This is a genomic window from Paenibacillus macerans (assembly GCF_050565405.1).
Classification (GTDB): Bacteria; Bacillota; Bacilli; order Paenibacillales; family Paenibacillaceae; genus Fontibacillus; species Fontibacillus macerans_B.
Map to the genome: position 1 here is coordinate 1 of NZ_JBNYYG010000058.1, position 18538 is coordinate 18538.

Genomic DNA, 18538 nt, shown 5'->3' on the forward strand with positions numbered 1-18538 from the left:
ACAAGGGGATACGCCGGGAGGTCAAACGGCTGCACCGGGTGTGAGCGCAGCACGGGCAGACAAAGCCGTTAGGCCACTTCATCGCGATCAGCGCCTCCAGGCAGGCCTGCTCGCTGTGATAACGGCTGCTGAAGGGTTGAAGATCCGTACCCGCATTGGCTTCCATGTCCGCTCCCCCCCCCGAATCAATAATTAACGCACATACGTTCGCTTTATCCCATCATACCAAACATACGTTCTTATTTCAAGTCGAAAATCTCGCCTGAACCGCCTCATTTTTTTCTTTTTCACTTACCCTAGCCCCCAACCCCTGGCCCCCCTGAACGAAAGGGATAATCGTGCAAAGCCACAGGCAGGGTTAACATGCTAGGGTTAACAAGGCAGGGACACAACACGCCCACTATAGACAGCCGCCCCACCACTACCTCAGCCAACTCAGTCTGGCATCCTGGAATCATTAGAGCCAAAGACCTAATTTATATCGCCAAGCACTGGCTTTGGGGTTGAGCCGTAAGAAAAGTCATAAATCCGGGCTTGTCCCAAGCTTTATAATCTACTTGGACCGGGTATGAAAAAAACTCAAACCAACGATCAGGGGGCCATGACAAATGAAAAAATATAAGTTTCTCGAGTTGGAAAAACCGGTTGCTTATCAACTTGAAGCCTTGGAAGTCGGCGTCACCTCAAGCTGCAATTTCAAATGCGATTATTGCTGCGCCTACGAGAGAAATGACGGCAACAGCATCAGCGGCAAAGAGGTGATCCGCATCCTCGAGGAAATCGGCACGATCCGCCGGGTCAGACTATCAGGGGGGGAAGTAACCTTGAAATTCCAGGACTGCCTGGAAATCGTCGGCTACTGCGCCGCGCACGGCATCGAAACGCAACTGAATTCCAATGCCAGTCTGCTGACCCCGGCAAGAATCGAACAGTTGGCTCAAGCCGGCTTAACGACGATACATATTTCCTTTAACTTTACCGATGCGGCTTCCTTCTCCCATTATTACGGGATGCCGGAATCACTTTACGGCAAAATCCGCGAGAACATCGCATATTGCGCCGCCACAAGCATCGATACGGTGCTGGAAACGCTGCTGTTCGAGGAAACCGAGCATCATCTGCGCGAGATCGGAGACCATGTATACCAGCTCGGCGTCCGTACGCATGAGATCCAGAACAGCATCCAAATGGAGCATAGCGGTTGGAAAGCGATCGCGGCTCGCGAGCAGTTGAAAACAGCGGTACGGGAGCTGATCGAGGCCAAACGCGAAGACAGTACCATCTATTTTACCTGCATGGACCGATTTGCCGCTGAGCTTGGTTTCGCCGACCAACCCGGCGTATACTTCTCCCATTGCATCGAAGGAAAAAAGCAGCTTCACCTGCACGGCAACGGCGATATCCTGATTTCCGAGCTGTGCTATCCGGTGATTATCGGCAACATCTACGAAGGGACCTCGCTTAAAGAAATCTACGCCCAAATGCCGGCCGAGTTGAAGCATTTCCTTGAAATGGAGCCTTGCCCGGCCTTAGAGGCTTTGTTCCCGCAAAACGGATAATCCGCCAAAACAAAGAAAGGCTCTGCCAAATTGGCAGAGCCTTTCTTTGTGATCTATGAATTACAAGATGAGCGCTCTGGAGATGATGACCAGCAGAATGAACAGTACGAGGATCGTCCCCGTGGAAGTCCAGAATCCACCGCCGTAACCAACGTTGCCTACGCCATTTTCATATCCCGACATTCGTTTTTCCCTCCTTTTTAAATATAGAACATCATATTAAGGCCCATACCGGAAAGACACGGTACAAACGCGGAGAACCCTGAAAATCGCTCGGTCCCCCGCGCCAATAACGGTCTAAAGTTTATGGAATTGGGCGAATCGCCCCATGTTCACGGAGAACGATGAATTGGATTGATAAGCATGTTTCCGCTCCTCCGCGAAAACGGCCTGATCCATATCTTTATACTCTAATTTGAGCTATCTTCTAGACCCATCGATGTGCGCTTGCCCGGTATCACTCGGTTAAAGGTTCGCCTTGCTTATGTCTATTACCCGCCTAATCATGCTTTTTGCCATTTGCATATGATGAAGCAAGTCAATCTTAAAAGCAGGTGGTGTTCTTGGGAAAAAAAAGACGTCAGTATAAAAGACTTAAGGATAACGATATCTCTTCGGACGATCTGGCCATCATCGGCGCCGGCTTTACCGTTTTGGGCGACTTGTTTGACCTGCTTTCCTTGTTGAAGCTGAAGGAAGAAACGGAGACCAGCAAACTCCCCCCCGAGGAAGAAACCGAAGAAACGCTGCTTGACGAATTTATGCTTCTGCGAAATAAAAAATAAACCACGGCATACCAAAAAGGCGCGGGACAAACATCCTGCGCCTTTCGATTCATCTGGACAGCTTGGCGATCTTCAGCCTCCATTTGCGCCATTTCCAATAAACCAGCACCATCACCAGCGCTCCTGCGCCGATAAAGAAAAACTTCATATACTTCTCCACCAAGCCAAATACATACTGCCATTGCTCCCCGAACACGAACCCGATGCTGACAAAGGTTATCACCCACAAAAATGCTCCCGTATAGGCATATAGGGCAAACGTCCGAAACGGGACGCGAATAATGCCGACGAAATACCCGAAGAACTGCCTAACGCCCGGTATGAAAAAGCTGATCAGCAGCATTCTATTGCCATATTTTTCATAAACCCGCCTGGTCTTGTCCAAATGGTCGGGTTTAAGCCAAATCCATTTCCCGTAACGTTCAATGAGCGGCGCTCCTACGCGGTACCCGATCAGATAGGTGATCGTTACCCCGACGACGGAACCGGCGTAGCCTGCCAATAGGGCGGGCAGGAAGTCAAGCCCCCCTTTAAAAGCCAAATATCCGGTATACGTCAACGTAGTTTGTCCCGGCGGCAGCGGCAGCGCTATAAAATCCACGGGGAGCCCGAGCAGCAGCACGAAATAGCCGTATTGCTCGAACATCCTTTCAATCCATTCCAGCACGTTCATGATCGATCTCCTTTAATTATTCCAAGGCGCCGCCTACTGATTGTTTTTCTTTTATGTTAACAGTATACACGGGGTTTTTCCAATCTAAAATGGCCCCGGGGCGGGCCGGCTCCCCGACCTAAGGCTGGAATGCGTTTGGCGTTCAAAAACAAAGGCCGAGTCCGGGAAACGGCTTCCCGACTCGGCCTATTTGTTTGTAGATCCTGCAGCAACGGATCAACCGAATCTGCCGGAAATATAATCATCCGTGCGTTTCTCGGACGGATTCGTAAATATTTTGCTGGTCTCGTCGTATTCCACCAGCTCGCCCATCAGGAAAAACGCCGTTTTCTCCGATACGCGCGCCGCTTGCTGCATATTATGCGTTACGATGATAATGCAGTAATCCTGTTTGAGATCGGCGATCAACTCCTCGATCTTGGCGCTGGACACCGGATCCAATGCCGACGCGGGTTCATCCATCAGAATAATGCTTGGGCTGACGGCGATCGATCTGGCAATGCAAAGCCGTTGCTGCTGGCCGCCGGACAAAGCCAGGGCCGAACTGTGCAGGCGATCCTTCGTTTCGTTCCAAAGCGCAGCTTTCGTTAAGGACTCCTCGACGATTTGATCGAGCTGCTTCTTGTTGCGAATGCCGTGATAACGCGGCCCGAAAGCGATGTTCTCATAGATGGATTTATGGAACGGATTCGGCCGCTGCCAGACCATGCCGATTTTTTGCCGCAGCAGCACCACGTCGGTTTTGGGATCGTTGATATTATCGTCCCCGATCCAGATGTCCCCCGTAATGCGTGCGCCGCTGATCAGGTCGTTCATCCGGTTCAAGCTGCGCAAAAAGGTGGATTTGCCGCAACCGGACGGACCGATCAAAGCGGTGACCTCCCGGGAGGCAAAATCGAGCGATATATTTTTAACGGCTTGTTTCTCTCCGTAAAACACGCTTAAGTCTTTTGTGGACAGTTCGATATTTTGCACTGCTTCGTCCTCCTATTTCGTAGCCGTAAATTTCTTGAACATCACGCGTCCGAGCCAACGAGCCAACAGGTTGAACAGCAGTACCGTAATGATCAGGACGGCCGAAGCGCCTGCGGCAATTTCGGGAGCATCCGGGGCCAGACCCTCGGAATTGATCTTCCAGATATGAACGGCCAGCGTTTCCGCCGGACGGAACGGATTTAACGGCGATGTAGGGCTCAGCGGATTCCAGTTGCCGAAGTCGAGCCTCGGGCTGCTCATTCCGGCCGTAAACAGCAATGCCGCCGCTTCGCCGAATACGCGGCCCGCCGCCAGGATCGTCCCGGTCAAAATGATCGGCATCGCGATCGGGAGCATAATGGATTTGATCGTTTTCCACTTGGACAAGCCGAGCGCAAGGCTGGCTTCCTTCTGGGCCTGCGGAACGCTGGCCATGCCCTGCTCCGTGATCCGGACCATCAACGGAAGGTTAAATACCGTTAATGCCAATGCCCCCGAGAACAGGGAGAATCCAAAGCCAAACACGTTTACGATCACCAGCAAACCAAACAAACCGACGACGATCGACGGAAATGAGGACAGCACTTCCACGATCAACCGGATAAAATCGGTTACCTTGCCGGGTTTGGCGTATTCGCTCATATAGATGCCCGCTCCGAGTCCCAGCGGAATCGTGATGATCAATGTCAGGACGAGCAGGAACAACGAATTGAATAATTGCGGACCGATCCCGCCGCCTTCCTTGATGGTTTCCGGCGGCGACGTCAGAAAATCAAAGCTGATATGGCCCAGCCCCCGGACAAGGATAAATCCGAGCAACCCCGCCATAATGAGCACGATCACACCGGCCAGGGTGATAATGACGGCTGTCGCAATTTTGTCTGCGGTTTTTGCACTCATCGATTTGCTCTCCTTTCAAGCCACCGTACGACGAAGACGAAGATAAACGTCATGAGCATTAGGATCAGCGCCAACGTCCACAGGACATTATTTTGCATCGAGCCCATCACGGTATTGCCCATGCTTAACGTAATCACGCTGGTGAGCGTGGAGGTGGATTCAAAAAGCGAGCGCGGAATATGCGGCGCGTTCCCGATGACCATCTGCACGGCAAGGGCTTCCCCGAAAGCGCGCGCCATCCCGAGAACGACCCCGGTCATCAGCGCAGGCATCGTGGTCGGCAGGACCGTCCGGTACAAGGTTTGCCATCTGGTGGCCCCCAGAGCATAAGAAGCTTCTTTCAAACCGGGAGGCAAAGCGGTTAATGCATCCGTCGCGATCGAGGTGATGGTTGGCAAAATCATAATCGACAATACCGTCGCCCCGGCCAAGATCCCCAAGCCTTGTCCCGGGAAAATATCCCGGTAGAAAGGGACGATGACGCTTAGGCCGACGAAACCGTAAACGACCGAAGGAATTCCGGCCAGAAGCTCGATCACCGGCTGCAAATATCGCTTGCCGAATTTCGGCATGATTTCCACCATAAACAAAGCCGCGCAGATCCCGAGCGGCGCCGCGATCAACGCGGCCAGAATCGAGGTGCTGAAGGAGCCCAAAATGAAAGGAAGCGCTCCGAATAAAGGAGGTTCTCCTTCCGGCTTCCACTCGGTGCTGCCAAAAACATCGCCTAATGCGATCCCGTCTTGAAAAAAGGTGCTTAACCCCTTGGTGGCGACAAAATAAACCATCGAAAAGATCGTAACCACCAGCAGAACGATACAAAACGAAGCGTATATTTTACCGGTCCATTCCTCTAAAATATGCGGTTGTACTTTTTTTCTCCCGCCGGACTGAGCCATGAAACCTCTCCCTTTACAACAGCACAGAAAGAGGCAGAATTGTCCGCCTCTTACCGCGCCGATATGATGTTTATCGATTGTTTGCGTTATTTCGTTATGTTACCGTCCACATCACGCTTTACTTGCATTTTGCTGGCCGGGATGTAACCCAGTTCTACAACGTCGGCATCTTGTACTTCAGGGGAAACCATGTAGTCAAGGAATGCTTTGACGACTTCGTTCGGCTCGCCTTTTGTGTACATATGCTCGTAAGCCCATACCGGATAAGAACCGTTCGCTACGTTTTCTTCCGTCGCTTCAACGCCGTCGTATTTCACGACTTTGACGGAATCATCGAGATAAGAAAGGGCAAGGTAACCGATCGCTCCCGGCGTTTCGCCGACAAGCTTCTTAACCGTACCGGAGGAATCTTCTTGGATCGAACCTTGAAGGTCTTCCGTTTTCGTGCCCAACGCGTATTTCTCAAAAGTGGCGCGAGTACCGGAGCTGGATGGACGGTTGACGATTTGGATCGCTTGATCCGGACCGCCCAGGTCTTTCCAGTTTGTTACTTTACCGGTGAAGATCTGAACCAGTTGGTCTTTCGTCAGATTATCGACGTTTACGTCAGGGTTCACGACAGCCGCCATAGCTACAACGGCTACTTGATGGTCAACCAGCTCGCCTGCCGGACCGGCTTCGAGTTTCTCTTCCGCAAACACGTCCGAGTTCCCGATGTCGGCCTGTCCGCCGGATACTTGCGTCAACCCGGTGCCGCTGCCGCCGCCTTGCACTTGTATAGAAATATTAGGATTTTGATCCATGAATTTTTTCGAAACTTGGTCAACCAAAGGTTGCAAAGCCGAGGAACCTACTGCCAGAATCGACCCGGACAAATCCGAAGTCGCTGCGTCGTCTCCGCCGTTATTCGCAGCTGCTTCATTGGTAGTGCCACCGTTCGTTCCGGTCGCGTTGTTTTGTGCTGCGTTGTTGTTTTGACCGCATGCGGCCAGCGTTAGGCTTAACACCAAAGTCAAAACCAAAAGCATGCTCTTTTTCATTGTCTTAAGTATCCCCCTTATTTGTTTTACATTCTGATTATAGAAAACGAAGATCAATCCCGTGTTTTCGTTTTGTAAACTTTGTGTAAAATCCTCGGCCAAGTTTGTTCTTATGTAATTTCTGCAATAATGCAAAAAAATAAACACCCCGCCGCATATGGAGAGGGGGTGTTTGGATGGAACTTGATCAAATGGGCCGTATGCCGCTTAATCGGCGTCGTCCGTATTCTTGGACAGCAGCCCTTTGAGCTCTTTCATAAACATATTGATATCTTTAAATTGCCGGTATACCGAAGCAAAACGCACATAAGCCACCTCATCCACCGGATACAGCTGCTCCATGACCAACTCGCCGATCTCCCGGCTCTCCACCTCGGCATTCGCCGAGTGTCGCATAGAACGCTCAACCTCGGAAACGATGGTCTCCAACAGCTCGACCGAAACCGGCCGCTTCTCGCAGGCGCGGATCAATCCGCGCAGCATTTTCTCCCGGCTGAATTCCTCGCGGCTCCCATCCTTCTTGATTACGATAAGCGGCATTTCCTCGACCATTTCAAAGGTTGTAAAGCGCCGGCTGCATTTCTCGCACTCCCGCCGGCGGCGGATCGAGCGGTTCTCGTTAGCGGGTCTCGAATCAAGCACTTTGGTTCCTAAATAATCGCAATACGGGCATTTCAAACTAGAACGCCTCCCCTCAAAATGCTGTGCTGACGGTCCTTTTTAGTTAATGCCAATAAATAACTGAAAATTTTCGTAATGAAGTTGATAGTACCGGTACATAATACTGTTACCAACCGCAAGGAGGTGAACAATCATGGCCCAAAACAACAACTCTTCGAACAACCTGGTGGTTAGACAAGCTACTGGAGCTCTCGAGCAAATGAAATATGAAGTGGCTCAGGAACTTGGCATTGCTTTCCCACAAGACGGATATGCTGGTAACCTGACTTCTTACGAAAACGGTTCGATCGGTGGTTTCATTACGAAACGTTTGGTAACCTTGGCTGAACAACAGCTGGCAGGTCAATTCAAATAAGCCGATGCAACCGGAGAGCATTGACCGGCGTGAATTCGCCGGTTAATGCTTTCTTTTTTACGTGCCTGGAAGCCCCTAGAACTCGTCATAAATATCCGAGTACTGCTTGTAGTAATGGGTAACCCGCTGCACGTAATGCCGGGTTTCGCCAAAAGGAATATCCTTTGACGTTTCCAGGCGCCCGTCCCATTTTCCGCTCTTCAGCCATTTTTTCACATTGGTCGGTCCGGCGTTATAGGCGGCGATCATGGCGATCTGGTTGCCGTCAAACTGATCGGCCAGCGACTTCAAATACCAGGTGCCGATTTGGATATTGGCATCCGTTTCATTCCGGATCTTCTCCAGCGATGCATTCGGCAGCTTGGCTTTGGTGATCACCCACTCCGCCGTATCCGGCATGATCTGCATGATTCCCAAAGCTCCCTTATTGGACTCCGCACCGGGTTGATAATTGGTTTCCACTTTGATGATCGCCGCCACGATAAACGGGTCCAGGCCGTTATGTTGCGCATGATAGCGAATTTCTTCTTTATAATAAATCGGATAAAATAGCGAAAGCCAGGCGGAATTGAAAAAAATCAGGACCGTGAAGCCGAGAAACAGCAAAAGCAGCACTCTCTTTTTTCGCAGCCACCTCATTTGAGACCCTTATCCCGCCAAAAATCGTCAACCTGACGCTCCGTATCCGCCAGTCCACGGCTGTTATCAATCAAAATATCCGCCCTCTCCTTCTTTATTTCGATGTCCATTTGGGCTCTCAGCCTTTTTTCGGCTTCGTCCTCGGTCAGACCGTCTCTAAGGATCAATCGGGATAACTGCAGCTCTCTCGGTACGTAGACCACCATGATTTCATCGTACAGCGGCTCAAGGCCGGACTCGTAAAGCAGCGGAATATCGGCTACGACTAATCGCCCAGGATCAGCCGCCTCCAGCCCGGACATGCGTTTTTTCATTTCCGCGCGGATCGCCGGATGGGTCAAGCTTTCCAGCGTCTTCCGTTCCTCCGGCTGCGAGAAAACAATTTCGCCGAGCTTCTTGCGATTCAATGTTCCGTCCGCATGCAATACGGCTTGTCCGAAACGCTCCGCGACGGCGGCAAGCACCGGATGACCGGGCTCCATGATTTCCCTGGCGATCAAATCCGCGTCGATGACGGCGGCGCCGCGAAGGGCCAGCATATGGGACACCGTGCTTTTGCCGGTAGCAATGCCTCCGGTGAGTCCGATGTTCATCGTTTCAACCCCTCGCGGTTTGGCTTCGAGCCGGGTTTTGCCGGACCTGTCTTGGTTTGCCCGCGTTTCTTGCCGGGCGCGGTCCGATAAGGCGGCTGGCAATTCGGGCAAAAATGCGTGCCCCGGCCCCCGACGACCGTCTTCTCCACCGGCTGTCCGCAGTTCAGGCAGGGTTCCCCTTTGCGTCCATACATCCGCAGGGAATGCTGAAACATGCCCATCTCCCCCTGGCCGTTGACATAGGACTTGATGGAAGAACCGCCGGCATCCACAGCTTCTTCCAACGTGGATACGATCGCGGCGTGCAGCCGGTCCAACTCGGCAGCGGTAAGCTTGTCCGCCGGATATTCCGGATGGATCCCGGCCCGGAACAAAGCTTCATCTACATAAATATTCCCTAGCCCTACGATATATTCCTGGTTCAGCAGAGCCGGCTTGATCTTGGTGGTTCGCCGTGAAATCGCCTCGCGGAAAGCTTCCGGCGAAAACGATTCCGCGAGCGGCTCCAGACCCAGTTTAGCCAAAGGCTTATGCTTAAATTCCTCTCCGGGGAAGAACAGATGCATCGTGCCGAACTGGCGTACGTCTTTGTAACGGAGCTCGGTGCCGTCGATAAATTGAAAAATGACGTGCGTATGTTTTTCGACCTCTTCATTTGCTTGGTAAAGTCCATACCGGCCTTCCATCCGCAGATGGGAGACCAGGACCAGCCCGTCCATCACGATGCGCAAAAACTTCCCCCGGCGGCCGATCTCGACGATCGTATGTCCTGCCAGCTCGGTTTCGAACCGCTTGATGTCGTCCGGCCGTTGAATGATCCGCGGCAGCAAAACGCGGACGGCGCGGATTTTCTTACCGACGATTAATTGGGTCAGCGTCCGTCTGACCGTCTCGACTTCCGGCAATTCCGGCATGATCGTCACCTCGATGTTGTAGTAATTGGTGAATCCAGCGTCCCCAAAGGGAAACGTTCGGGCCTGCCTACTTCGCCTCGTACCAGTTCAGGCCGCTGCTGACCTCGGCTTTGAGCGGAACGGACAACGGCAGCGCTTTTTCCATCGTTTCGGGCACGAGCTTCTTCATGATTTCAAGCTCCTCCGGCGGAACTTCGAACACCAATTCATCATGCACCTGCAGCAGCATGCGGCTCTTGAGGCCGTGCTTGTACAACGCTTCGTCCATCAGCACCATCGCCAGCTTGATGATATCCGCCGCGGTGCCCTGAATCGGCGTATTCATCGCCGTGCGTTCCGCAAATGAACGCAGGTTGAAGTTCGAGGCATTGATTTCCGGCAGATAACGGCGGCGTTCCAGCAGGGTTTTGACGTAACCGTCCCGTTTGGCGTCCTTCACGATATCGTCCATATAGCGGCGAACGCCCTGGAAAGCGTCAAAATACTGATCGATGAACCGCGCGGCTTCCTTTCGCGTAATATTCAGGTTCTGGGACAGGCCGTAATCGCTGATCCCGTACACAATGCCGAAGTTGACCGCTTTGGCCGACCGGCGCATGTTGGCATCCACCTCGTCCGCCCCGACGCCAAAGACGTCCATTGCCGTTTTCGTATGGATGTCCATGTCATGCAGGAACGCCTCCTGCAGCCCTTGATCCGCGGAAATATGGGCCAGCACGCGCAACTCGATCTGCGAATAATCGGCGGCGAGAATAAACCAGCCTTCCTCCGACGGCACGAACACCTTACGGATCTTGCGGCCTTCCTCAAGGCGGATCGGAATATTCTGCAGGTTCGGGAATTGACTGCTCAAACGGCCCGTAGCCGCGACCGTTTGCCGGAAATAGGTATGCACCTTGCCCGTTTTCGGCGAAATTTCCTTCAGCAAGCCCTCCACGTAAGTCGATTGCAGCTTCGCCAACTGGCGGTACTCCAAAATAAACTGGACGATCTCGTGATAAGGTGCCAGCTTCTCCAGCACTTCCGCATCGGTAGAATACCCGGTTTTGGTTTTCTTGATGACCGGCAGCCCCAGCTTATCGAACAAAATATCTCCTAATTGCTTCGTTGAATTGATGTTGAATTCCGTTCCCGCGATTTCATAAATCCGCGAAACCAGCTTGCTGATCTGCGCTTCAAACTCGACGCCCAGCTCCTTCAACGCTTCCTTGTTTACGGCCACGCCCTGCTTCTCCATATCGGCCAAAATCCGGGATAACGGCATTTCCAGCTCATAGAACAGCCGGTTCATTTCATATTTCTCCAGCTCGCTTCGCTGAATCGGAACGAGACGCAGCAGCGCTTCCCCTTTGCGGGCCAAATGCTGGCTAAGCGACTCCTGGTCCGGTACTTTGAATTTGGCGCCTTTGCCGTACACCTCATCATCGCCGGGAACGGCGGGCAGATGATATTTCGCGGCCAAGCCGCTGATCGTTTGATCGTTCTCCGTCGGATCCAGCAAATATGCGGCCAACTGCACATCGTGCTCGGCGCCGGCAAAAGCGATGTCTTGCCAAAACAACGCCAAATCCACGCGGTGCAGGTCGTATCCCCGTTTCGGCACTTTCTCGTCCGCCAGCCAGGCCACGACCTCCGCAGCCTCCTTCAGCTGCAGGGTCTCAAACGACAGAAAGAAATGGCGCTCCGCCGTGGATAGCACAAGTCCCATCACGGTCGCGTGGTGCGGGTTTTCGCCGTACGACTCGACGATAATGCCTTCGATGTCCGATAAGCGGGCAACCAGGTCCGGCAGCGTATCCTTATCGACGACCGTAACGTCGATTTCCTTTAACGCCTCGGGTTCGCCGCCCCCGGAAGCATTCCCGGAAGCTCCTCCCGAAAAAGATAATCGCTCCAGCAAAGATTTGAATTCCAGCTTGCGCAGCATGGGAACCGCCTTCTCTTCCTCGATGCCGGAGAATTTCATCTCATCCCAGGACCGTTCCACCGGCACTTCGCGGAAAATCGTGGCGAGCTGCTTGCTCATCCGGGCATCGTCCGCGTGGTTCACCAGATTTTCCTTCATTTTGCCCTTTAATTCGTCGGTGCGGGCCAACACTTCCTCAACGGAGCCGTATTGGTGCAGCAACTTTAGCGCAGTTTTCTCCCCGATGCCCGGAACGCCCGGAATATTATCGGAGGCATCGCCCATCAAACCTTTCAGGTCGATGATTTGCAACGGCTTCAGCCCGTACTTGTCCTCGATTCCCTGAGGGTCGTAAGGCTCGACCTCACTGACCCCTTTGCGCGTCAGCGCCACCTTGACCCGGTCGCTGACGACTTGCAGCATGTCTTTATCCCCGGTAACGACGAGCACTTCTTGTCCCGCTTCTTCGGCCCGCTTGCTGAGCGTACCGATGATGTCGTCGGCCTCGTACCCGGCAAGTTCGAACCAGGCGATTCCGAAGCTCTCCAGCAGCTCGCGCATCAGCGGAAATTGCTCGGACAGCTCCGGCGGCGTTTTGTCTCGGCCGCCTTTATATTCCTGGTACCCTTCGTGACGGAACGTAACCTTGCCTGCGTCGAATGCAACCATGATATGCGTGGGCTGCTCTTCCTGAATCAGCCGCAGCAGCATATTGGTAAAACCGTAAACCGCGTTCGTGTGCACCCCGCTGGAATTGGTAAGCGGCGGCATGGCGAAAAAAGCCCGGTAAATGATGCTGTTGCCATCTATTAGAATCAATTTTTCCATACGACACCTCGTCCACAGTTTTCTACCTTTACCTATGATAACACAGGGGGCGTTCCGATAACACCGGACAGCGGCAAACGAAAACCGGCCGCCGCCTGCGTCGTTCGCAAGCGGCGGCCGGTAGGTCACCCGCAAATCATCATCATTGGTTTAAGTCCGGACGATGCCCGGTTACGAGATATACGGCGCTTTCGCCGATATTCGTGGCATGGTCGGCGATCCGCTCGATATAACGGCCCACCAGCGTAAGCAGCATGGCCTGCTGCAAGGATTCCGGATTGCCGATCATGAACGAATACAATTCGTGGATCATTTGGCTGTACAGGTGATCCACCTCGTCATCGTCTCTCGCCATTTTATAAGCCAAATCCGTATTTTCGTCCAAATAGGACTGCAGCGATTCACGCAGCATCAGAATGACCAGCTCCGACATCTTCGGTATGTCGATCAGCGGTTTAATCAGCGTCTGGCCTTCAAGGCGCGTCGTCACTTTGGCGATATCGATCGCCAGATCGCCCATGCGTTCCAGATCGCTGGAGATGCGGAACGCTACGAGGATCCGGCGCAGGTCTTTGGCCACGGGCTGCTGGGTCACAATCAGCCGGGAGCCGATGTCCATGATTTGCTCTTCCATCCGGTTCAGTTCGATATCGCGTTCGACGATTTGCTTGGCTTTTGATGAATCCAGGGCTTGCAGCGCTTCAATCGCACCGGCCAAAGCCTGTTCGACATGATCTCCCATCTGTCTAAGCAGCTTGCGGAGTTCCTCCAGGTTCTGATCAAATTCCTTTCTTTGAATCATACGGCAGTAGCCTCCTTGTTATCCGAAACGACCGGAAATGTAGTCTTCGGTGCGTGAATCCCGCGGCGTGGAAAAGAGCTTTTGCGTATCGTCCGCCTCCACGATCTCCCCATTCAGAAAAAAGACGGTCCGGCCCGAAATTCGAGCCGCTTGATGCATGTTATGCGTAACCATAACGATCGTATAACTATCTTTTAATTGCTGTACCAGTTCTTCAATCTTTAAGGTTGAAATCGGGTCCAGCGCCGAAGTCGCTTCATCCATCAGCAAAATGTCCGGCTGCACCGCGATCGCCCGGGCAATGCAAAGGCGTTGCTGCTGCCCGCCCGACAAACTGAGTGCCGAACGTTTCAGGAAATCCTTAACCTCGTCCCACAAAACGGCTTGGCGCAAGCTCTTCTCGACGAGTTCGTCCAGCACCGCCTTATTCTTGATGCCGTGCAAACGAGGGCCGTAAGCCACATTGTCATATATCGATTTCGGAAAAGGATTCGGCTGCTGAAACACCATCCCTACCCGCTTGCGCAGCGCTTCCACCTGTACGTCCTCGCCGTAGATATCGTCGCCCGCGATTTGCACGGAGCCTTCGATGCGCGTGCCCGGAATCATGTCGTTCATCCGGTTCAAGGTACGGAGCAATGTGGATTTGCCGCAGCCGGAAGGTCCGATGAAAGCCGTAATCGCCTTCTCCGGGATATCCAGGGACACATCCTTTAGGGCATGGAATTGATCGTAATACAAGTTTAATTGTTTAATCCGGATAATGGTATCCATGTCAGTTCTCCTTCGCAATAAACATCCTTGCCTCGGGTCGCGTTTCTTATCCATTGCAGATCGAGGAGAGGCGCAAACAAACTTGAAGCACGGTACCCGCGATCAAAAGCGAGCCCGTGCCGGCGCTTCTGCTATAGAAAATAGTATGCTCCAAACTCAAGAAACCACAATGAAATACTACTCTATTTTAACTTGCTTATGTAAAAGAAAATAATCCAATTTGTAAACGCGGTGTAAAATATTACTCCAGCTGAATCAATTGCTCCAGCTCGTGCAACACCGTCCGGGTTCGTTCGGATGCGGATTCCGAGGATTGGTACATCTCTTTCCCCCGTTGTTCCACGGTTCTGGCCGATTCGACCAAGGCTCCAAACGTCTCGTCCGCTTTACCCACTCGCCCATGGCTTGCCGCCATTTCCTCCGCCGTAGTGGAGGCCGTACCCGCCGTTTGCTGAACCAGACTGTTGACGACGCCCAGGGTAACTCCGATTTCCTCGGAAAATTGCTTGGTCTGCAGCGCCAGCTTTCGCACCTCGGCGGCAACGACCGCAAATCCCCGTCCATGCTCGCCGGCATGAGCAGCTTCGATCGAGGCATTCATGGCCAGCATCCCGCTCTGATCGGCCAGGCCCCGAATCTGGGCGGCGAACGCGGAAATTTGCTCCGTGCGCTTCAATAGTGTGTCCATTTGCTGCTCCTGAAAGCGGGTCATATCCAGTACGCGGCCAAACGATGCCTTTACCGCCTCCAGCTCGTTCCTGCCCTCCGCGGATAATCCGCTCATCTCTTCCGATTCCTGCAAGCTCCGCTTAGCGGAAGCAGACAACCGGGCGATCGACTGTTCGATTTCAAATACGCGTTCATGGCTCTCCCGTACGATCACCCGGCGGGATTCATCCGCTTCCCGCTGCAGCTCCCGGGACAACAGCATCAAGTCATGGATGGTCAGAACACCGAAATATCGACCCCGTTCCGTAATGATCAGACTGTCGTAAAACTGCGTCCCTTCCCTCCCCAAAGCGGCGTCCAGCAACTCGCCCGCCGGCGTAGACAGCTCGCAAACAAGCGGCCTCTGCTCGGCAAACCGGATGGATGAACGGCTATAGAACAAATCAGCTGCAAACCTTCCGGCCATATGGCGAAAAAACTGGTCGCGCATCAATAATCCGCTAGGCTTGTAACTTTCGTCACAATAAACAATGCACGGAAGATCTTGTTGTTGTTGAAACCGAGCCAGAACATTTCGGCATGATTCCCCCGGTCCGACGACCGGCACCTTCCGGCAATACGTACGGACATCCACCGATCCGCCGCTCTTTCGTGTTTGTGCATCCGCATGAGTCCCCTGACTTAGGGTTCCGTTCCCGCTTCCCGACGATGCTTCGATCTCTTCCTCCGCAGAACGTTCCAGCACTGCCATGGCCTGACTCTCCAACCTAACCACTCCCTGAATAGATAGATGCGCTTATACTAGAATCATAGTCGGAGAGTATTCGGGTAATATTTTCGGTACTTTAGTCCTATGTAAAATGAACGGAGTGTAAAACGCAAAAAAAACGTCCATCACCAGGTTACATGATGGGCGCTTTTTTCTTGTTGACGACCAATTTGTATCCGACACCGCGAATCGAGTCGATATGCACCGACTGAGGATCGAGCTCCAGCTTCTTTCGCAGCGAGCTGACATGCACATCTACCGTCCGCTGCCCGCCGATATAATCGAATCCCCAAACGGCATTCATCAAATCATCCCTGGTCATGACCACGCCGGGCTTTCGCGCCAAATACAGCAGCACTTCAAATTCCTTCGGCCTCAGGGTGATGGCTTCCCCGTTCAAAGTCACTTCGTATTTCTCCGGAAAAATGGTCAGGGCTCCAAGCGCAATCTGCGAATTTTCCTGATGCACCGGCTTCTCCCGTTCCTCTTGGCCGGTCGATCTGCGGAGAACCGCCGCTACCCGCGCCAGCAGCTCGGCCACGCCGAACGGTTTCGTGATATAGTCGTCGGCGCCGGACTTCAAGCCCTGCACGACTTCCTCCTCCGCATTTTTGGCCGTAAGGATGATCACCGGCGTCATAACGCCTTCGCTTCTCAGCTTGGACATGATCTCGAAGCCGTTCATCCCCGGCAGCATCAAATCGAGCAAGATCAAGTCAAAATCCTGACGCAGGGCCGTTTCATAACCGGTCTGCCCGTGATCTTCTACGACAACTTCATATCCGTCGCTTGTCAGATTATAAGACAAAAGCCTGGATAACGTCGGTTCATCTTCAATAACCAGTAGACGCTGTGTCATAGTACCCCCCATTTGTTTGCGGTACAAGTTCAAACCCATGAACCAATATCACTTTAATGACAAGCCCAGCATATCACGGCAATGTTAACTCGGTGTAAAATTTTCAAAAAACGTTTTACACTTAATCTAAAGTATGCATTAAGGGGAGCTCCAATATAAATGTCGTGCCTTCGCCAACTTTGCTCTCCACGCGGATCGTGCCGTGATGCAGTTCCACGAGGTGCTTTACGATGGAGAGGCCAAGCCCTGTTCCGCCCGAGCTTCTGGATCTCGCCTTGTCCACCCGATAGAAGCGTTCGAAAATCCGCGGGAGATCCTTTTTCGGAATGCCGATCCCCGTATCGCTGACAAGGAAACGGACTTTCTCCTCTTCGCCGCCTTCGTTGATGATTTCCGCCTCGACCCGTACTCTTCCGCCTTCTAGCGAGTAGCTGATCGCATTGGACAACAGGTTCATGAAGATTTGCCGCAGCCTGTCTTCGTCGCCTTCAATGAACAGGTGCTCCGGAATGCCGTGACCCATCGTTATCGATTTTTTGTTGGCCGCCGGCAGAAGCACCTCATAGATGCTGTCGAACAGCTCCTTAAGCTGAATCGGCGCGTATTCGAGCGGCACCCGCTTCGATTCGATTTTGGACAGCTCAAGAATGTCTCCGATCAGCCGGTTCAACCGGTCTCCTTCATCATAGATGATCTGCAGGAAGGAGCGCGCGGTTTCCTCGTCCTTGACCCCGCCGGCCAGCAGCGTCTCGGCGAAGCCTTTGACCGCCGCGATCGGCGTCTTCAGCTCGTGCGAGACGTTGGCGACGAACTCGCTGCGCATGCGCTCCAACCGGCGGATATCGGTCACATCCTGAAGCAGGAACAGCATGCCGCGGTAACTGCCGTCATCCTCGAACATCGGCACGCTGTCGAACAGCAGGATTTTCTCTTCGGGGTCGTAAACGTTGCGTTCCTCCTGCACCGCTTCTTTGGACGTGATGCCCTCCTCCACGAACCGGGTAAACTCGTAGTTCCGCTTGATCTCGTGATACGTTTTGCCGAGCAGCTGTTCGCCCTTCATGTACAGGATGCGCTCCGCTTCCCGGTTGATTAAGACGATACGCTCCGAGGAATCCACCATCAGAATCCCGCCGGTCATGTTCGACAGGACGCTTTGCATCAAATCTTCATTGTCGCGGATTCGCTTCAGCTGCTGCTGCAAGCTGTCCGCCATCCCGTTGATCGCTTGGCCGAGCTGGCCGATTTCATCCTTGCGGTTCAGCCTCACCCGGGCATCGTAATCGAATTTCGAGATCCGGTGCGCCACTCTGGTAATCTGTTCCAGCGGCCGGGTCAAACCGGCGGCAACCCGGTAGCTGACCAAGCCGGCAATGAGAAATAAAATCAGCAGGCCGCCGAACATCCATACCCAGCCTTGGGCAAGCCCTCTCTCAACGGCCTCCAGACTCATCGACAGGCGGATGTAGCCGTCAAAACCCTCTTCCGAGGTCACCCGATGGGCAACGTAAAGCATATTTTCGCCGATCGTATCGCTATAACGGATCGCGCTGCCGACCTCCCCTCGCTCGGCGGAGACGATTTCCTGCCGATGGGCATGATTATCCATCTGGCTCGAGCTCATTTCGGAATCGCCGACCACTTTTCCGTCCAGCGTAATGAAGGTTACACGGGAGTCGGTCATTTCCTCCAACCTTTTGGCTTGTTCCGCGTAATAGTTTTCGGCTTCCGCGTTCCCTTCCACGGGAACGAAGGCAAAGGTGTTCTCGAGCAAATTAATTTCCCGGGCCATATTTTCCTCCAACGCCCGGATATGCGAATCTTTGAACAGCTGGGCCATCGTGATGCCGGCAGCCAACATCGAGACGCCCACCAGTCCCATTAAGATTAAGGTGAGCCGCGTTCGAAAAGTTTTCAT

Annotated in this window: 20 protein-coding genes; 3 read left to right on the top strand and 17 right to left on the bottom strand. The window is 53.1% G+C overall.

Features of this window, described 5'->3' with window-relative positions; all coding sequences use genetic code 11:
- A partial coding sequence (locus tag ACQ4N8_RS23250; RefSeq protein ID WP_430706769.1) for a transposase occupies nt 1-166 on the bottom strand: 166 nt, incomplete at its 3' end.
- Nucleotides 167-608: 442 nt separating this feature from the next.
- Here ACQ4N8_RS23250 and ACQ4N8_RS23255 point away from each other — a divergent pair.
- The gene (locus ACQ4N8_RS23255) at nt 609-1559 is read left to right on the top strand and encodes a radical SAM protein (protein ID WP_430706735.1); all 951 of its coding nucleotides are present in this window, start codon (nt 609-611) and stop codon (nt 1557-1559) included.
- A 60-nt stretch (nt 1560-1619) separates the two neighbouring features.
- On the opposite strand, the gene ACQ4N8_RS23260 is transcribed toward ACQ4N8_RS23255, so the two are convergent.
- Nucleotides 1620-1742, bottom strand: a complete 123-nt coding sequence (locus tag ACQ4N8_RS23260) for a sporulation protein YjcZ (protein ID WP_430706736.1) — start codon at nt 1740-1742, stop codon at nt 1620-1622.
- Nucleotides 1743-2116: 374 nt separating this feature from the next.
- On the opposite strand from ACQ4N8_RS23260, the gene ACQ4N8_RS23265 reads away from it, so the two are divergent.
- Entirely contained in the window at nt 2117-2344 is a 228-nt protein-coding gene (locus tag ACQ4N8_RS23265) for a hypothetical protein (protein ID WP_430706737.1), read from the top strand.
- Between the two features lie 49 nt (nt 2345-2393).
- Here ACQ4N8_RS23265 and ACQ4N8_RS23270 read toward each other — a convergent pair whose 3' ends face one another.
- The 6 genes from ACQ4N8_RS23270 to nrdR all read right to left on the bottom strand — a co-directional run bounded on the left by ACQ4N8_RS23270 (nt 2394) and on the right by nrdR (nt 7509).
- Complete coding sequence (locus tag ACQ4N8_RS23270) at nt 2394-3017, bottom strand: DedA family protein (protein ID WP_430706738.1); 624 nt, start codon at nt 3015-3017, stop codon at nt 2394-2396.
- Between the two features lie 216 nt (nt 3018-3233).
- Nucleotides 3234-3992, bottom strand: coding sequence for a phosphate ABC transporter ATP-binding protein PstB (gene pstB / locus ACQ4N8_RS23275; protein ID WP_430706739.1), 759 nt, complete (start codon nt 3990-3992; stop codon nt 3234-3236).
- 12 nt (nt 3993-4004) lie between these two features.
- A complete protein-coding gene (gene pstA, locus ACQ4N8_RS23280) occupies nt 4005-4892 on the bottom strand; it encodes a phosphate ABC transporter permease PstA (protein ID WP_430706740.1) in 888 nt (295 codons plus the stop codon).
- On the bottom strand, nt 4889-5791 hold the full coding sequence (pstC, locus tag ACQ4N8_RS23285; RefSeq protein ID WP_430706741.1) for a phosphate ABC transporter permease subunit PstC: 903 nt from the start codon (nt 5789-5791) through the stop codon (nt 4889-4891). Before pstC ends, pstA begins: the two co-directional genes overlap by 4 nt.
- Before the next feature lie 86 nt (nt 5792-5877).
- The gene (locus tag ACQ4N8_RS23290) at nt 5878-6831 is read right to left on the bottom strand and encodes a phosphate ABC transporter substrate-binding protein (protein ID WP_430706770.1); all 954 of its coding nucleotides are present in this window, start codon (nt 6829-6831) and stop codon (nt 5878-5880) included.
- 207 nt (nt 6832-7038) lie between these two features.
- Nucleotides 7039-7509 (bottom strand): transcriptional regulator NrdR, encoded by a 471-nt coding sequence (nrdR, locus tag ACQ4N8_RS23295; protein ID WP_430706742.1) that lies wholly within the window; start codon nt 7507-7509, stop codon nt 7039-7041.
- Nucleotides 7510-7645: 136 nt separating this feature from the next.
- Between nrdR and ACQ4N8_RS23300 the strand changes: the two genes are divergently transcribed.
- Nucleotides 7646-7867, top strand: a complete 222-nt coding sequence (locus ACQ4N8_RS23300; RefSeq protein WP_430706743.1) for a small, acid-soluble spore protein, alpha/beta type — start codon at nt 7646-7648, stop codon at nt 7865-7867.
- 75 nt (nt 7868-7942) lie between these two features.
- Here ACQ4N8_RS23300 and ACQ4N8_RS23305 read toward each other — a convergent pair whose 3' ends face one another.
- The 9 genes from ACQ4N8_RS23305 to pnpS form a co-directional block, all read right to left on the bottom strand.
- The gene (locus tag ACQ4N8_RS23305; protein WP_430706744.1) at nt 7943-8506 is read right to left on the bottom strand and encodes a lytic transglycosylase domain-containing protein; all 564 of its coding nucleotides are present in this window, start codon (nt 8504-8506) and stop codon (nt 7943-7945) included.
- Nucleotides 8503-9099 carry a dephospho-CoA kinase gene (coaE, locus tag ACQ4N8_RS23310; RefSeq protein WP_430706745.1) on the bottom strand — a complete coding sequence of 199 codons (597 nt, stop codon included), beginning with the start codon at nt 9097-9099 and terminating at the stop codon, nt 8503-8505. The genes ACQ4N8_RS23305 and coaE overlap by 4 nt, the downstream gene beginning before the upstream one ends.
- Nucleotides 9096-10013 carry a DNA-formamidopyrimidine glycosylase gene (gene mutM / locus ACQ4N8_RS23315; RefSeq protein ID WP_430706746.1) on the bottom strand — a complete coding sequence of 306 codons (918 nt, stop codon included), beginning with the start codon at nt 10011-10013 and terminating at the stop codon, nt 9096-9098. The genes coaE and mutM overlap by 4 nt, the downstream gene beginning before the upstream one ends.
- Nucleotides 10014-10080: 67 nt before the next feature.
- Nucleotides 10081-12747, bottom strand: coding sequence for a DNA polymerase I (polA, locus tag ACQ4N8_RS23320; RefSeq protein WP_430706747.1), 2667 nt, complete (start codon nt 12745-12747; stop codon nt 10081-10083).
- A gap of 142 nt (nt 12748-12889) precedes the next feature.
- The gene (gene phoU / locus ACQ4N8_RS23325; protein WP_430706748.1) at nt 12890-13549 is read right to left on the bottom strand and encodes a phosphate signaling complex protein PhoU; all 660 of its coding nucleotides are present in this window, start codon (nt 13547-13549) and stop codon (nt 12890-12892) included.
- Between the two features lie 18 nt (nt 13550-13567).
- Nucleotides 13568-14323, bottom strand: a complete 756-nt coding sequence (gene pstB, locus ACQ4N8_RS23330; protein WP_430706749.1) for a phosphate ABC transporter ATP-binding protein PstB — start codon at nt 14321-14323, stop codon at nt 13568-13570.
- A gap of 241 nt (nt 14324-14564) precedes the next feature.
- Complete coding sequence (locus ACQ4N8_RS23335) at nt 14565-15743, bottom strand: methyl-accepting chemotaxis protein (protein WP_430706750.1); 1179 nt, start codon at nt 15741-15743, stop codon at nt 14565-14567.
- A 151-nt stretch (nt 15744-15894) separates the two neighbouring features.
- Complete coding sequence (locus tag ACQ4N8_RS23340) at nt 15895-16620, bottom strand: response regulator transcription factor (RefSeq protein ID WP_430706751.1); 726 nt, start codon at nt 16618-16620, stop codon at nt 15895-15897.
- Nucleotides 16621-16741: 121 nt separating this feature from the next.
- A complete protein-coding gene (pnpS, locus tag ACQ4N8_RS23345) occupies nt 16742-18538 on the bottom strand; it encodes a two-component system histidine kinase PnpS (RefSeq protein WP_430706752.1) in 1797 nt (598 codons plus the stop codon).

Coding starts and splice junctions, on each gene's coding strand:
- ACQ4N8_RS23255 (WP_430706735.1), top strand. CDS start 609: ATGAAAAAATATAAGTTTCTCGAGTTGGAAAAACCGGTTGCTTATCAA.
- ACQ4N8_RS23260 (WP_430706736.1), bottom strand. CDS start 1,742: ATGTCGGGATATGAAAATGGCGTAGGCAACGTTGGTTACGGCGGTGGA.
- ACQ4N8_RS23270 (WP_430706738.1), bottom strand. CDS start 3,017: ATGAACGTGCTGGAATGGATTGAAAGGATGTTCGAGCAATACGGCTAT.
- pstA (WP_430706740.1), bottom strand. CDS start 4,892: ATGAGTGCAAAAACCGCAGACAAAATTGCGACAGCCGTCATTATCACC.
- pstC (WP_430706741.1), bottom strand. CDS start 5,791: ATGGCTCAGTCCGGCGGGAGAAAAAAAGTACAACCGCATATTTTAGAG.
- ACQ4N8_RS23290 (WP_430706770.1), bottom strand. CDS start 6,831: ATGAAAAAGAGCATGCTTTTGGTTTTGACTTTGGTGTTAAGCCTAACG.
- ACQ4N8_RS23300 (WP_430706743.1), top strand. CDS start 7,646: ATGGCCCAAAACAACAACTCTTCGAACAACCTGGTGGTTAGACAAGCT.
- ACQ4N8_RS23305 (WP_430706744.1), bottom strand. CDS start 8,506: ATGAGGTGGCTGCGAAAAAAGAGAGTGCTGCTTTTGCTGTTTCTCGGC.
- coaE (WP_430706745.1), bottom strand. CDS start 9,099: ATGAACATCGGACTCACCGGAGGCATTGCTACCGGCAAAAGCACGGTG.
- mutM (WP_430706746.1), bottom strand. CDS start 10,013: ATGCCGGAATTGCCGGAAGTCGAGACGGTCAGACGGACGCTGACCCAA.
- polA (WP_430706747.1), bottom strand. CDS start 12,747: ATGGAAAAATTGATTCTAATAGATGGCAACAGCATCATTTACCGGGCT.
- phoU (WP_430706748.1), bottom strand. CDS start 13,549: ATGATTCAAAGAAAGGAATTTGATCAGAACCTGGAGGAACTCCGCAAG.
- pstB (WP_430706749.1), bottom strand. CDS start 14,323: ATGGATACCATTATCCGGATTAAACAATTAAACTTGTATTACGATCAA.
- ACQ4N8_RS23335 (WP_430706750.1), bottom strand. CDS start 15,743: ATGGCAGTGCTGGAACGTTCTGCGGAGGAAGAGATCGAAGCATCGTCG.
- ACQ4N8_RS23340 (WP_430706751.1), bottom strand. CDS start 16,620: ATGACACAGCGTCTACTGGTTATTGAAGATGAACCGACGTTATCCAGG.
- pnpS (WP_430706752.1), bottom strand. CDS start 18,538: ATGAAAACTTTTCGAACGCGGCTCACCTTAATCTTAATGGGACTGGTG.